The organism is Paenibacillus sp. MABNR03, assembly GCF_050455445.1.
Classification (GTDB): domain Bacteria; phylum Bacillota; class Bacilli; order Paenibacillales; family Paenibacillaceae; genus Paenibacillus; species Paenibacillus xylanilyticus.
Window position 1 is genome coordinate 844,892 of sequence record NZ_JBCIYR010000001.1, and the last position, 15,617, is coordinate 860,508.

Here is a 15,617-nt window from a genome sequence, read left to right on the forward strand (position 1 = left end):
GCCTTTTTTTAGCCGGATCATAGCACCAACCATTTCTCCAGCGAATGAACCGATCCTGCAAAAGCTTACTGTGTAAGCGATTGGTTCATGGTTTGGCCGATTGCACGATTGTCGCTCATGCTGACCGCCCTTAATATTTGAACAGAGGAGCCTGCTCGTCATTCACACCATCATTTGCTAAAGGGGGCCCAAAATCGTATGGCTGAGCTGACGGAAACATCTGCACGACAAACCGGAGTTACAGTCAATAAACCCGTCAAAAAAGGGTATTTGCGAAACATGAGGAAGCATTGGATGTTGTATGTCATGATCCTTCCCGGCATTTTGTTTTACATCATTTTTAAGTACATTCCACTGGGAGGCAGCGTAATCGCATTTCAGAACTTTCAAATTATGAAAGGAATCTGGAGCAGCCCATGGGTCGGCCTGGATAATTTCAAATTCATCTTTACGTATCAGGACTTCTACAATGTTCTTCGGAACACAGCTCTAATTGCCTTTTACAAACTGGTAGTTGGATTTCCTGCTCCGATCCTGCTTGCGCTGTTGTTCAACGAAGTACGAAAAATGCTCGCAAAACGCTTTTTGCAGAGTCTGTTCTATTTACCCCATTTCCTCTCTTGGGTTGTCGTGGGGGGCATTGTCTTTGAAGTGCTTGCCTCGGGTGGATTTGTAAACGCGGTCCGTGGATGGTTTGGCTTCGAACCCATTCTGTATATGCAGCAGGAACAGTACTTCCGTCCGATTGTTGTGCTATCATCCATTTGGAAGGAAGTTGGGTGGGGAACCATTATATATCTCGCAGCCATAAGCGGCGTAGACCCAACCCAATATGAAGCTGCCGTCATGGACGGAGCCAACAAGTGGAAACAAGCGATTTATATTACATTGCCCGCGTTGTTCCCGACGATCCTTATCCTGTTTCTGCTCAATATCGGGAACTTCCTGGAGCTCGGTTTTGATCAGGTATACAACCTGTTGACGCCGATGACCTATTCGGTAGGGGATATTATTGAAACTTATGTATACCGCTCAGGTGTTCTGCAAGGGCAGTATAGTGTCACCACGGCCATTGGGCTGTTCCAATCCGTCATCGGGTTTATCCTGCTCTGGGTCTTCAACCGATTGGCCAAAAAGACTGGGGAGGGGTTGTGGTGATAAAACAGACCTTTGGTGAAAAATGCTTTCAAGTCGCCAACTATGTTTTCCTGACAGCTGCGGCCTTAACCATGATTTTGCCATTGCTACATCTGCTCGCAGTATCCCTGAGTTCTCCGGTTGCCGCCGATTCCAAGGAAGTTTTCCTGTGGCCGGTCGGATTTACGATGGCTTCCTGGAAACATATTTTACAAAGCTCGGGCTTATGGCAATCGTTTGGTGTAACCGTATTCATTACGGTGGCTGGTACAGCGCTTAGTATGCTCTTTTCCGTGCTGACGGCTTTTCCGCTATCACGTAAAGAATTTCTGATCCGCAAACAGGTGATGCTGGGTATCGTAATCACCATGATTTTCAATGCTCCGATGATTCCGTTTTTCCTGACGGTAAGAGAGCTGGGCATGATGAATTCCATCTGGGCTCTGATTATTCCGGGCGTCATCGGCACATTCAACATGGTGATTCTACGCACGTTTTTCATGAATTTGCCGAAGGAACTGGATGACACCGCCCGGATCGATGGTTGTCATGATTTTCGAATCCTGTTCCAGATTTATTTGCCGCTATCCAAACCGGTTCTTGCTACTGTCAGTCTGTTCTATGCCGTAGGGTACTGGAACACCTTCCAACGCGCGGTACTCTTCGTTCGCGATCCTGATCTGTGGCCGCTTCAGATGAAGCTGCGTGCCTATTTGACCAGCCCGGAAGAACTGGCTCAGGTCAACATGTTTCTCGGCGATTATGACTTCAACACAACCACACTGAAAGCTGCGACAATTCTTTTTGCAAGCGTTCCCATTATTTTGGTGTATCCTTATTTACAGAAATATTTTGTGAAAGGTTCATTGCTTGGATCGTTGAAAGAATAAACCATGATCAGGGGGATGATTCCATGAGAAGACAACTGACCCAAAAGATTGTACCGATCGTACTCAGTATTGCCATGCTGGTCGCTGCCGGCTGCAGTTCAAATGCCAGCAATTCAGGGAGCGCTACCGGTGAGGGGGCTGCCGGTGTTCCTATCGTCAAAGTCTTCAAAAGCCATATGGGGATCGGGAGTATGCCAGCCGCTGATGATCCTCACGTAAAATATGTCGCTGATAAAACGGGCGTCCAATATGAGCTGATAACGACACCTCCAGGCTCGGAACCATCGGAATACCTGAACCTGATGATCGCTTCGGATGAGCTGCCGGATATTTTACGGCCAATTGGAGGCGTAGAGCAAACGCTGATCCAGCAAGGTGGGGCACTTCCGCTGGATGAATTGCTGCCTGAGTATGCTCCGCATGTCTGGGAGAGTATTCCCCAGGAAGCCTGGGATATCGTTCGGTCAGCTTCTCCGGACGGGAAAATTTATTATGTACCCAAAGTATTTCTTGTCCCGGAGCGGGCACCTTTGATCCGGAAGGATTGGCTGGATAAGGTAGGCATGGAAATGCCAACAACCGTGGATGAATATGTGGAAGTGCTCAAAGCCTTCCGTGATAAGGACCCGAACGGCAATGGCAAAGCGGATGAGCTGCCGACAAGCGGAAGGGAGTTCGGAAGATGGATGGATCATCTGTTTGCCATGTACGGGGTAGCCATGTGGGAAGGGTATCCGGAATGGGATGAATACGAAGGCAAGATCCAATATGCAGGGACCACGGACAATATGAGAGAGGCAATCAAGTTCATCCGTATGCTATATGTGGAAAAACTGCTGGACAATGAAACATTCCTGAACAAAGGAGAGGTGTGGCAAGCCAAAATTAACAATAACCTGGTGGGCAGCTGGTACCATTTGCCCGCGAATGTCCGTGATCGTTATAATGCCATGCTGACACAGGCTCCAGAAGCTTATATCGCGGCAATGCCACTGCCGAAGGCCGAAGGATTTGAAGCCTTTGTAACGCAGAAGAGCATGGGGGAACCGGAATGGATGATTCCAGCCGCCAAGCAGGATAATGCAGCTAATGCGCTGAAGCTGCTGGATTTCTTCTACAATCCCGAAAATGATGAGTTTGTCCGATTCGGTCTGGAAGGGGAGCAGCATGAAGTTCAGGATGGGCGCAAAGTTATTCTCCCGCCTGCCGACAATAAACCGCTTGCACTGGGCATGAAGAATTTGACCACTGCAGATGACATGAACAAGCGAATTGAAGAGACTTATCCGGAGGATCAGCAGCAGATGGTAAAAGACATGTTCGTAGTCAGCACAGCCGATGCCCGGCAAATTGCCGGCGATGGCCTCCCGGCTTCCGTGTATGAGGGTTTTCCTGATATCCAGTCACACAAACTCTTTCAGGAGGTATTGACCAAGATCGTCATCGGGGAGCTGCCGCTGGAGGCTTATGATGAATACGTGAAGAAATGGAATGCTTCAGGAGGCGAAGTAGTCACCCAGCGGGTGCAGGAATGGTATGAGAAGGTGAAAAAATGAAAAAAAGATACGCCATCTGTGGGGTAAGTGGCCGAGCATTGGGCCAGTTCGCCAAACCGATTCATGAGTTGTTTTCCCACAATTCGGAAGTCGTGGCACTGCTGGATACGGATCCTGCCCGTTTCGAGGCCTATCGTGCGCGCTTTCCGCATCACTCCGAAGTTGCTGTGTATGGAGCCGCTGATTTTACTGTCATGGTGGAGGAGACAAAGCCAGATTGTATTATTGTGGCTGGCAGGGATGATACCCATGTCCACTATATAACAGCGGCGCTCGAGCGAGATCTGGACGTGATTACTGAAAAACCGATGGCTACAACCGGGGCAGATGCCAGACGCATTCTGGATGCTGAAGCATTGAGTCAGGGGAGTGTAATCGTTACATTCAATTATCGATATATGCCCATTCACATGCGGGTCAAGGAAATGATACAGGAAGGCAAAATTGGCCGTGTCACTTCAATTGATCTCAACTGGTATATCGATACCCATCACGGATCGAGTTACTTCAAACGCTGGAATCGCGAACGGGCTTTCTCGGGTGGACTATCTGTTCATAAAAGCACCCACCATTTTGATTTGGTTCAATGGTGGATTAACCAAAAGCCGGTGGAGGTCTTTGCCTATGGGGCGCTAAACTATTACGGTGCAGATGGCGAGTGGAACCCTGCGCGGGAAGATGGGCGACATTGTCGTACATGCAGCGTTTCGGAAGATTGTGCCTATTATTCTCGCTGGACACCGCGCAGCCGCCAGATCCGTGTTCCGGATGACCATCTGAATCTGCTTGGAGCGGACAACACGGATTTTCCATACACATCATATCGTCCGGATCAATGCATATTTGATTCCACCATTGAGATTGAAGATACGTATACGGCGACAGTGAGATATAGCGGCGGAGCGCTTCTGAGTTATTCAGTCAATTTCTCGCTTCCTTATGAAGGTTATCGGTTGGCTGTTAATGGTACAAAAGGGAGACTGGAGACGCTCGAATACCATATGCCTGGCCGCACGCCTTTTCCGACTCCGGTCCAGACCATTGACTACTTCCCGCTGTTTGGATCCAAAGAGACCATTCATGTCGTACACCGGGAAGGCGGACATGGCGGAGGAGATCCCCTGCTGCTTGAGGACATTTTTCTCGGTGAAGATCACAGGCGTCCCTTCCGGATTTTGTCAGGTGCGGCAGATGGAGCATATTCCGTCGCTGCCGGAGAAGCGGTATGGCGTTCCGCCTCCGAGCACCGACCCATATCCATAGACGAGGTGCTTGGTGGTTGGGGAAATGCAGTGCCTATACAGAATGCTGGGGGGAAGTGAACATGGGGAATCATCGATATTACAATCCGAGCTGGGGACCATGATTATGCTGAATGGGCAGGCTGATCTTACAACTGCGGATAAATAAGAGATCGGGATACCATGAGAAGGCAAAATAGGCTGTAAGGCCGGGTCGTATTGATCGGGGTTGAACTGTATAATTGCGGTATATTGAACATAAGGTGGGAGATAACTGTGACCCTTTCCTTTTTGAAGTGGTTGAAATTCAATGTCACCAATACCCAGACCCGGCTGCTGCTAATTCTGACCATTGTTGTTTTCATGATTATTATTGCGGTAGGCATGACAACGTACTATTCTGCCAAATCGGTATTACAGCAGGAGCTCAGTGAACCACAGCACCAGATGTTGCGCATTAGCATGAATGACATTGATGAAGTCATCCGGGAGAGCGACCAGATTGCTGTGAAAATTGCGTTGAACAATAATGTGTATCGATTTCTCACCAATGAGCTTCAGGGATCATATCGCAACGTTACGGAATTGGTGCAGTTTCTTGAAACCTTAATTAGCAGTACGCCTTATATTAAGAGCGCTTACATTTATGATGTAGAACGGGAGAGCATGGTTGCTTTTCCTCAAGGCTACAGTTCGAGTAAAACCAATTTTCCCGATTCAGGCTGGGTTGATGTGGCTGCTGAGTTGGATAACCGGCCCATGTTGGTGAAACAGCGGGAGATTGCAGCAGGTTCGGGAAAGTCCGTTTCACAGATTACACTATATCGGAAGATTATGCTGGCCGGTCAGTTAAAGGGGATCATCGCCATCAATTTCAAGACCGATCAGATGTTTAAGCACATGCTTCTCTCTTCCATCTCGGACCTCGATAATCATCGCTTCATCTTGGATGCGGACAACAAACCTTTGTATGAGCTCGGCAATTATCCAGTCGGAGAGGATGCAGTAGAGCAGGTTCTCACACAGCTCGAAGGAGAAAAACTAGGTGAGTTCAAGCACGAAGGCAAGCTGCTGCTGGCTTCGCAGACCATTTCACCATATACCGGATGGCGATACCTGTCGGTTATTTCCCAAGATAGTTTACTGGCCAATGCCCAGAAGATCCGTAACATCGTATTCATCGTATCTCTGCTCGCTCTTGCAGCGGGGGCAGCTGCAATTACATTTTACAACACAGCCGCCTTGAAACCGGTAAGACGAATGAGACAACTTCTTAGCGGCTATGACCGTGAGCGAATCAGTCCGGAGCTCATCGATCTCGAAAAAATAACGGGGCAGCTGCTTACAGATCATGCGCAGCAAGCAATAAATCTCAGACAGACACTTCCGGAAGCTTCCTCCAAATTTCTGACCGATATCTGTGCAGGAAATATGACGGGTTACCGCGAGATCGGTGAAAAGTGGAACCGATACTTCAAGGATTGGAGCGATAGTCCACTCGCAGTAGCCATGCTGTCTATCGACGACTATCATTCATGGTGTGAACGATTTAAGAAGTCAGATCAGTCCCTATTGAAATTTGCGATTGCCAACATCATTGCTGAACTACTGTCCGGGGAATGGCGTGTCATTCCTGCAGATCTGGGCAGAGACCGATTGCTGGTGATGCTCCAACCGCTTGAATCTGGCAGGGGATTGATAGCAGCCTCAGCCATTGGAGATGCATTGATGATGATTCCGAGGCTGCTTAAGTTTCAGGTTTCAGCTGGTGTAAGCGAGTATCATGCAGGGTATATGCGCCTTCAACAGGCAATGCAAGAAGCGGACAGTGCTCTGGAATACAGATTGTACCGTGGGTATGAACAAGTGATTCAGTTTGAGGATGTCTCTGGCAATCCAGAGCCAAAAGCTGCAGAAGAAAATGAATTCATGTCCACATTGACTGAAACGATTGAAGCCGGCAGCGCTGAAGAAGCTATAAAGATCATGGATAAAACATTCAGCCGGATGGAGGTAGAGCAGTGGCACCCTTCCTCGGCACTTGCTTTTCTGGAATCTGCAGCCGAGACACTGGAACGCATTCGTTTGAAACGAGATGGCGAAGGATGCGGGTTCAGAATTTCGGGCTTGCGAACGATGCATATGGAATCTGCAAGGACTATGCTGCGGCAGGAAGTAGGGGCATTGGCAGCCTGGTATGACAGCATGCAGCTCAGCAAGGATTTTATCGTTTGCCAACAGATGATTGCTTTTATGAAAGACCATCTGGAAGACCCTGTCAGCATTCAGGACATTGCCGAGCATGTGGGCATTGGCTCCAGTTTGGCGAGTCAGTTGTTCAAGCAGGAGATGAGCGATACGATTCATGGATATTTTACAAAGCTGCGAATGGAGCGGGCTTGTGAGCTCCTGTTGGATACCGACTACAGAATATCCGAAATCGCTTCCATGGTGGGCTACCAGCATGAGAACAGTTTTATTCGTGTATATCGCAAAACCAAGGATATCACCCCGGGGAAATACAGGGAAATGATGCGGAGTCGCAGGGATTCCTTGCTGGAATCCTAGGTTCTTTCAAATGAAGTATTTAAGACACAAGGGAGGCAAGTTTACACATGGACCGTAAATCGATTGTCACCAGAAATCATCCGGTTTTGACACGGCTTGAGCCCAGGTCACCTTTGTCTGTTGGTAACGGAGAATTCGCGTTCAGCGCTGATTTCACGGGCCTTCAGACCTTTCCGGAGGCATATGAGATACCGCTTGGTACACAGTCCAATTGGGGTTGGCATTATACAGGAGGTCATCAGGTCTTCGGAGATCAGGATATCGTCTATCAGTCGTTTGAAACGTACGGTCGTATGGTGCAGTATCCCATGAAGCCGGAAAACAGAGAAGAGGCTTACCACTGGCTGAGGCAGAATCCGCATCGTCTTCAGCTTGGCCGACTATCGTTTCGATTCCTGAAGGAAAACGGACAGGTAGAAGAAGCGGCCAATGTGATTCCGGTACGCCAGGAATTGAATCTCTGGACAGGTTCACTGCACAGTGAGTTCACCGTGGATGGCGTTAAGGTTCAGGTGCAGACTGCCTGTGATCCAGGGAAGGATGGTATAGGCATTCACGTGCATTCAGAGCTAATCCGCAAGGGGCGTCTTCAATTGTTCCTTGTTTTCCCATGTCCGGATATGACACATCGGAGCTGGTCCAAATCTGTATTCCCCGATTGGGGGCAGGAGAGCAGACACCATACCGAGCTAATGACGGCCGATTCGAGTTCGGCTTCATTGAAACGCACACTGGATGAGGATGGATATGCCGTGAAGTGGATTTGGGACGCTGGAAGACTGGAACAAACCGGAGCCCATGAGTTTACGTTGCTTCCGGGAGTCTTAGAAAATGCCGACAGCTGGTCCTGCAGTGTTGCTTTTGCTGTCTCGGATCCAGTACCTCAACCAGCGAATGCCGTATTCCATGCAAGCTCGGCCCACTGGGAGAAGTTCTGGAAAAGTGGAGCTGCAATGGACTTGTCCGGCAGTCAAGATCCCCGCGCAGCTGAGTTGGAACGCCGAATCGTATTGTCACAGTTCCTGTGCGCCGTGCACAGTGGCGGCACCATGCCGCCTCAGGAGACGGGCTACATGTATAACAGCTGGTTCGGTAAAATGCACCTGGAAATGCACTGGTGGCATGCTGCGCATTTTCCGCTGTGGGGACGTACCAATCTGCTTCGTCGCAGTATGGATTGGTATCTTACCATTTTGCCAGAAGCGCGTGAGCTGGCTCGCTCACAGGGATATGATGGGGCGCGCTGGCCCAAAATGGTCGGTTATAACGGAAAACAGACACCTTCACCCGTTGCGCCGGGATTAATCTGGCAGCAGCCTCATCCAATGGCACTCGCCGAGATGTGTTATCTCGCCCAGCCTGAGCGGTCTGTGCTGGAACAATATAAGGAGATTGTTTTTGAAGCCGCTGATTTTATGGTGTCTTTTGCCCATTGGGATGGAGAAAGAGAGGCATATGTTTTAGGTCCACCGCTGATCCCTGCACAAGAGAATCATGCCATGAACGAAAGCCTGAATCCGCCTTATGAGCTTGAATACTGGAAGTTCGGATTGGAAATTGCGACACTCTGGGCAGAGCGGCTGGAGCAGCCGGCGAATCCAGACTGGACAAAGGTAGCGGCGCATATGGCGAGTCCCAAACATGAAGGTGGGGTCTATCTCGCGCACGAGAATTGCCCTGACACATATACGGACAAAAACCATGATCATCCCTCGATGCTCGGTGCGCTAGGGCTGCTACCGGGTACGCTGATTGACAAAGACATCATGAAAAATACATTGCTTAAAGTAAAAGAATGCTGGGATTGGGAGTCCGCATGGGGGTGGGATTTTCCCATGTGCGCGATGACAGCGGCCAGACTCGGGGAGCCTGGGCTGGCAGTAGATTTTCTGCTGATGGATGCGACCAAAAACACGTATTTGCCCAATGGACACAACTATCAGAGACCCGGTTTATGGGCATATTTGCCGGGGAATGGCGGACTGTTAACTGCTGTTGCCATGATGGCTGCGGGCTGGAGCCGCGAGGACAGCGGGAACAATCCGGGTTTCCCGCAAGACGGCAGCTGGTCAGTCCAATGGGAAGGGCTCAATCCTCTTATCTGAGTAGAAGCCGTATAAATAGCACTTTCAGAATGTTGTAGGTGCATGATTAATGACCAGGGAGGGATTACGATGGCCGAAACGTTAACAAAGGTTGCTGCACACGATCGCAGGATGTCTGTCAAAATCGCAGATACGCTGGTCTCTGAATGTCAGAATGGCAATCATCCGAAGATGGCAGGGAAATGGGGTTATGTTGCCGGCATGACACTCTTGGCTTTGGAGCGAGCGGCAGTATGGAACAACGAGCCCCGATATAGTGAACTTGTTCATCACCATATGGACGGTCTAATCGATAAGGATGGCACGATCAGGAACTACCGACTTGAGGATTACAATCTGGACATGATCAACGAAGGCAAAAATCTCTTTAGAGAGTGGAGGCGAACGGGCGAAGACAAATACCAGCAAGCGATACTGCGGCTGGTTACCCAACTGAAAGGACAGCCGCGTACCAGTGAGGGCGGATACTGGCACAAAAAGATATATCCGTTCCAGATGTGGTTGGATGGGATCTATATGTCCTCTCCGTTCTTGGCCGAATATGGAAGTACCTTCAATCACTCCGAGAGCTTCGATGAGGTAGCCCGTCAGATTCTGCTAATTGAGCGAAGAACCCGCAATCCTCGGACCGGCCTTCTGCATCATGCATGGGATGAGAGCAGGGAGCAGCGATGGTGCGACAAAAACACGGGTCAATCATTTCATGTTTGGGGCAGGGCGATGGGTTGGTATGCGATGGCTGTTGTGGATGCGCTGGAGCATTTTCCAATCGATCATCCGCAGCGCGGCCAGATCATGGGTATATTCGAGAGGATGGCCTACGCGATTGCACACGCCCAGGATCAGGAGAGCGGACTGTGGTATCAGGTAATGGACCAGAACGGCAGGGAAGGCAACTATCTGGAGGCGTCGGCTTCCTGTATGCTGACCTATGCTCTTGCGAAAGGCCAGCGGCTGCATTATCTAGCAGAGCTGGATCGTAAAGTTGTTGACCGCGCGTATGAAGGCATTCTAAAACACTTTGTTACCGAAGATGAACAGGGAGTGCACCTGCACCGTATTTGTCATGGGGCCGGGCTCGGAGGGAAGAAATATCGTGACGGTTCATACAGCTATTATATCAGCGAACAGATTGTCAGCGACGTGCAAATGGGGGTAGCTCCATTCCTGCTGGCCAGTATTGAAATGGAGATGCGGGGAGCAAGGCAAGCGTGAAGGAACATAGCGGATCACAACGCAGCAGGCCGGAGAAAAACAAATTGCTACTCAAGTACCCCGCTTCATGGTGGAAGGGGATGTGGCGTGAGGCGCTTCCTACCGGCAACGGCAAGCTGGGTGCCTCTGTACAAGGCGGCATACAGGAGGAAATGATCCTGCTTCAGCACAGTGACCTGTGGCGTTGGGGTCAGAAGGATGAGCTGCCTGATGTCCGCCATACTCTGGCAGAGACCCGGAGGCTGATGGATGAGGAACAATATCCGGAGGCGAGCTGGCATCTGACTCGTGCGCTGCAAACCAAAGGATATGCCTCCAAGCTACCTTCCCGTTTTCCTCTGACCGCATTGACGCTAACCATGACCTGTGACGATGCTTTTCGTGAATATCGCAGAGAACTGAATATGGAAACGGGTGAAATCAATGTTCGGTGGAAGGAAGCAAAACGGAGTTTTTCGAGAAGCATTTTTGTATCCCGTGCGGATGATTGTGTTGTCTATAGAATAGCGGGCGATGAATTGGAAGAATCAGATCCAGGGAGAAATTGGAGTGCAGTGGGCAAGCCCATGTTATCCGGAAATGTTGGTCTTCAGTTTCCACCGGGTGACCGCGAGCGGGAGGACGAGGAGTTCATGAAACTGAAAATGTCCATAACCGTAGGGACAGATGAAGATGAGAATTATCTGTTCTATGGCGGTCAAAATGATGACGGACAGGATTTTGGAGCAGTACTCCGTCTAATCCATGTGGGAGATGTACCTGAGAAGAATCCGGTAACTGGGACGTTAAATTTCCCCGGAAATATCCATATCATTTCAAGTGAAAATCAGCCGAATAAACGTGGTGAAGAAGCAATAAATGCAAGACTTTCTTTTGAAACTTCAGGTAATCTGCTCATTCTTATTAAATGGTTTGCCACAGGTAAAAGGGAAGAGGAATGGAATCGGTTAAAGCAGGAACTGGCTGTGTTTGACTCCGATTATGATGCATTGCTATCCAGGCATAAGGCACTTCATCAGCCGTTGTTCCACTCGGCAAAACTCGATCTGGATGATGCCGATGATGACGGGCGTTGTAATGAAGAACTGCTTCTTGATGCGTATGAAGGTGAGGCACCCACGGGGTTACTTCGAAAGATGTGGGCGTATGGCCGATATTTGTTCATTAGTGGAATCTCGGAAGGTGGCAATACGCCTTTTGGGCTTTATGGACTATGGGGCGGGGATTACCGACTCATGTGGGGTCATAACATGGCCAATGAAAACGTGCAGATGATGTATTGGCATTCCAATGTCGGAGGTTTATCCCGCCTGAACCGGTCTTTGTTTTGCTATTACAATGGTATGATGGAAACGTTCAGAGATAATGCTCGCAAGCTCTACGGCTGCCGAGGAATCTATATCCCTGCTGGAACCGCACCGGGCATGGGTGTCCCAAATCAGATTGTTCCGGTGATTATGAACTGGACAGGAGCAGCCGGCTGGCTTGCCAGACATTATTATGAATATTACCAGTACACAGGCGATAGGCAGTTTCTGCGTGAAGAGGCTCTGCCTTTTATGAGAGAGGCGCTGCTATTCTACGAAGACTTTCTGGTTTTGAACGCAGATGGTCAATACAAGATGTACCCATCCGTTTCTCCAGAGAACACACCAGAGAATTTCATGCCAAAGGACGGGAGACAGCTGGCACATCCCATGCCAACCGCCATTAATGCTGCAATGGACATCGCCATCATTAAGGAACTTCTGCAGCATACCATTGAAGCAAGTCGGATTGTCAGTACACATGCCTGTCAAATTCCGGAATGGGAAGCCATGCTGGAACGGCTACCTGCTTACATGCTGAATGAGGAGGGGGCAGTGAAGGAGTGGCTGCATCCGGCGTTTGAGGATCGGCAAAATCATCGTCATCTATCCCATCTGTATCCTGTTTTTCCGGGACAGGAAGTCAGCCGGGAAGAGGACCCGGCGCTATTCGGGGCATTTGAGACAGCAGTACATCAGCGCAAACTTGGAGCTCAGAGCGGCTGGTCTCTGGCGCATATGTCGTCCATATACGCCAGACTCGGTGATGGAGAACGCGCACTGGAAAGTCTGAATGTTCTTGCGCGTTCCTGCCTGCTTCCTAATGGATTCACGCTGCATAATGACTGGCGCAATATGGGGATATGCTTGCCTCTGCCTGCTGCTCCTGTACAGCTTGACGCCAATTTGGGTTGGGTTAACGCAATTCAGGAGATGCTGCTCTATGTATCATCACAATTGATCAAGATACTTCCGGCACTTCCTGCACGCTGGACTCGGGGTGAGGTGCAGAATTGGTGTATCCAGGGAGGAACTCTGTCGTTCGCATGGAATCGCAAAACAGGATCGTTTCAAGCGGAGTTAACCGCCAGACACCGAATTGCCACCAAGCTTCAGCTCCCCAGTTGGATCTGTAAGCTAAATATCAGTAAGGAATTCAATACGAAATCCATAGAGAACGGAACGTTCCAGCTTCATCTCGAAGCGGGAGAAAAGTGGTCTGTGGACATACGCAGCGTATAGTATGAAATGCTTTAAGGAGTCGCCAAATGGCGGCTTTTTTTCTTTTATCTACGGTTCCGAGAATGATGAAAGAAGTGAGAAAGTTAATATTATTAATGAATTTCGAATCGATATATTAAAAATTAAATAAAAATGCGATAAAAACTTTATATTGTTAACTTTAATGTTGTTTGTTATACTTTGAGTCATAATAAGTTAGATAACTTCACACAACCATTTGATAGGAGGGGTTTTAAAATGAAAATTCAACTGAAATGGAATGCTGTTGTCGCTTTTTCCATTGCTGCTCTGATGATACCTAATTCTCATGTAGCTAATGCTAACATCATTGAGGGGTCCGGCGAGCCAAGGACACATATTCTAAAGGCGAATTCAGAAAATATCCGGTGGGGAAACATCGGTAAGGGTGATGCTGTATTAACAGTTAACTCGGGTGATATCGTTACAGTGGAAGCGATTACTCATCATTCCGGTGACGACTATGAACGAATGATCCAAGGTGACGCAGGAGTCGAAGATATTTTTCATTGGAACGAATCGGAGAAGACAGAAGCTGATCGTGGACCGGGTGTACATATCATGACAGGCCCCATTGCGGTGGAGGGAGCGGAGCCTGGAGATGTTCTGGAAGTTAAAATTTTGGATATGAGACTCCGTTCTAATGGTAATGGGGAATATGCGGGAAAAACATACGGCTCCAACGTGGCAGCAAACTGGGGTTACTTATATGGGGAGATGGAAGAGGAACCGGTGACGCGTGAGGTCGTGACGATTTACGAGATGGATTCAGATGGCGGAACGGATTATGCAAAGGCATTATATAGTTACAGGTGGACTCCCCAAACCGATCCTGATGGCAATGTGCATCCTACAGTAGATTATCCCGGTGTTATCGTTGATCATACGACGGTGAAGGAAAATCACAATGTACTGAAAGACGTGCGAGTGCCTGTCCGGCTCCATTTCGGAACGATGAGCGTAGCGCCGAAGGAAGCGGACATCGTCGATTCTGTTCCTCCATCATATTATGGCGGCAACATCGATGATTGGCGTGTTACTGAAGGGGCGACCATGTACTATCCGGTTTCCGTACCGGGGGCGCTGCTGTCTATCGGCGATCCACACGCAGGGCAGGGAGACTCTGAATTGAACGGAACAGCTATTGAAACCTCTGTAACCGGAGATGTGCAGATTATTCTTCATAAAAAGGATAAGCTGAATAATAAATTGAAGGGATTGAACTTCCCTCTGCTGGAAAACGAAAAAGAGTGGGTAGTCCACGGTTTCAGCTACGCGAACTATTTAGCTGAACTGGGTGAGAATGCCCAGAAGGAAATTTTCAATCAATCTTCGCTCGACAAGGCCATGAAAGATGCAGCGCACAAAACAAAGGCTTTTCTCATGAGAGGCATGCAATTAACCGAAGACGAGGCTTACTCTTTAATGTCGGTAACCACTGACTTTGGAGTTACGCAGGTGGTTGATGGAAACTGGGGCGTTCATGCAGTTATTGATAAGAAGTTGTTTGGAGACGCGGAACGAGAAATGACACCGTTACGCAGCAGGTTTGAACAGTTTGGTGCCCAGATCAAGTGGGAGCCGGCAACAAAAATGGTTTCGATCCTGTACAACGACAATATACTGTCGGCCACAATTGGAGAATCGACGGCAACATTTAATGGAGAAACTATTAAACTGATTGCTCCTATCCGATTGAATGCCCAGAAGTCTGCAGAGGTTAGCGAGTACTTCGCTGATTTCTATCAAGCTAAGCTGTCCAAAATGAAATAACAGAAGTTAAACTGCAGTAATAACTTTACTATATTAACAAGAACCGTTGGTCTTCATGCCTGACGGTTCTTGTTTGTTAAATATTCAAGCCATCCTGGTTTTTGTGCCGTTTTAAGAGAATCTGCGTTTCAGCACGAACAATACCGTCCAGCGAATAGATCGATTCATTCATAAATTGCTCCATCTCTGTAATACTCTCAACGAGTATATGAATATGGAGAATGCAGGGCCCGGTCATTTCGTACAATACAGCGACTTGATCATTTTTTTTCAACACGTCTACGATATGATTCAAGTGGAGAGGCTCCACTTCAAGCTCCAAGTATGCAGATATTTTCTTACCAAGCTTTTCGGCACTAATCACAATGGAGAATTGTTCAATGATTCCTTGATTGACAAGTCGGTCAATTCGCTCTTTGACGGCAACCCCAGATAATCCAACCTCTTTGGCCAAATCGGTATATGAAATCCGGCTGTTTTGAGTCAGTCTGCGTAAAATATGACTATCAATTGAATCCAGCATGTGTCTCACTCCTTTTTCGTTTAATATTGTAACAGAAAAAAA

General features: G+C 48.6%; 10 protein-coding genes. 9 read left to right on the plus strand and 1 reads right to left on the minus strand.

Going from position 1 to position 15,617, the window contains the following annotated elements; genetic code table 11:
- Positions 1-198 precede the first annotated feature (198 nt).
- The 9 genes from AAIH57_RS03670 (at position 199) to AAIH57_RS03710 (ending at position 15,052) form a co-directional block, all read left to right on the plus strand.
- Complete coding sequence (locus tag AAIH57_RS03670) at positions 199-1,158, plus strand: ABC transporter permease (protein WP_175396576.1); 960 nt, start codon at positions 199-201, stop codon at positions 1,156-1,158.
- The gene (locus AAIH57_RS03675) at positions 1,158-2,027 is read left to right on the plus strand and encodes a carbohydrate ABC transporter permease (protein WP_430021327.1); all 870 of its coding nucleotides are present in this window, start codon (positions 1,158-1,160) and stop codon (positions 2,025-2,027) included. Before AAIH57_RS03670 ends, AAIH57_RS03675 begins: the two co-directional genes overlap by 1 nt.
- 23 nt (positions 2,028-2,050) lie before the next feature.
- Entirely contained in the window at positions 2,051-3,583 is a 1,533-nt protein-coding gene (locus tag AAIH57_RS03680; protein ID WP_430020577.1) for an extracellular solute-binding protein, read from the plus strand.
- On the plus strand, positions 3,580-4,905 hold the full coding sequence (locus AAIH57_RS03685) for a Gfo/Idh/MocA family protein (RefSeq protein WP_430020578.1): 1,326 nt from the start codon (positions 3,580-3,582) through the stop codon (positions 4,903-4,905). Before AAIH57_RS03680 ends, AAIH57_RS03685 begins: the two co-directional genes overlap by 4 nt.
- Before the next feature lie 195 nt (positions 4,906-5,100).
- Positions 5,101-7,392: a helix-turn-helix domain-containing protein gene (locus AAIH57_RS03690; protein WP_430020579.1), complete on the plus strand. Its 2,292-nt coding sequence runs from the start codon at positions 5,101-5,103 to the stop codon at positions 7,390-7,392.
- Positions 7,393-7,439: 47 nt separating this feature from the next.
- Positions 7,440-9,497, plus strand: coding sequence for a glycoside hydrolase family 65 (locus AAIH57_RS03695; protein ID WP_430020580.1), 2,058 nt, complete (start codon positions 7,440-7,442; stop codon positions 9,495-9,497).
- Between the two features lie 69 nt (positions 9,498-9,566).
- The gene (locus AAIH57_RS03700) at positions 9,567-10,712 is read left to right on the plus strand and encodes a glycoside hydrolase family 88/105 protein (protein WP_175396581.1); all 1,146 of its coding nucleotides are present in this window, start codon (positions 9,567-9,569) and stop codon (positions 10,710-10,712) included.
- Positions 10,709-13,261 (plus strand): glycosyl hydrolase family 95 catalytic domain-containing protein, encoded by a 2,553-nt coding sequence (locus AAIH57_RS03705; protein ID WP_430020581.1) that lies wholly within the window; start codon positions 10,709-10,711, stop codon positions 13,259-13,261. The genes AAIH57_RS03700 and AAIH57_RS03705 overlap by 4 nt, the downstream gene beginning before the upstream one ends.
- 237 nt (positions 13,262-13,498) lie before the next feature.
- Positions 13,499-15,052: an acetamidase/formamidase family protein gene (locus tag AAIH57_RS03710; protein ID WP_430020582.1), complete on the plus strand. Its 1,554-nt coding sequence runs from the start codon at positions 13,499-13,501 to the stop codon at positions 15,050-15,052.
- Between the two features lie 76 nt (positions 15,053-15,128).
- Here AAIH57_RS03710 and AAIH57_RS03715 read toward each other — a convergent pair whose 3' ends face one another.
- Positions 15,129-15,575, minus strand: coding sequence for an Lrp/AsnC family transcriptional regulator (locus AAIH57_RS03715; RefSeq protein WP_175396582.1), 447 nt, complete (start codon positions 15,573-15,575; stop codon positions 15,129-15,131).
- Positions 15,576-15,617: the final 42 nt, after the last annotated feature.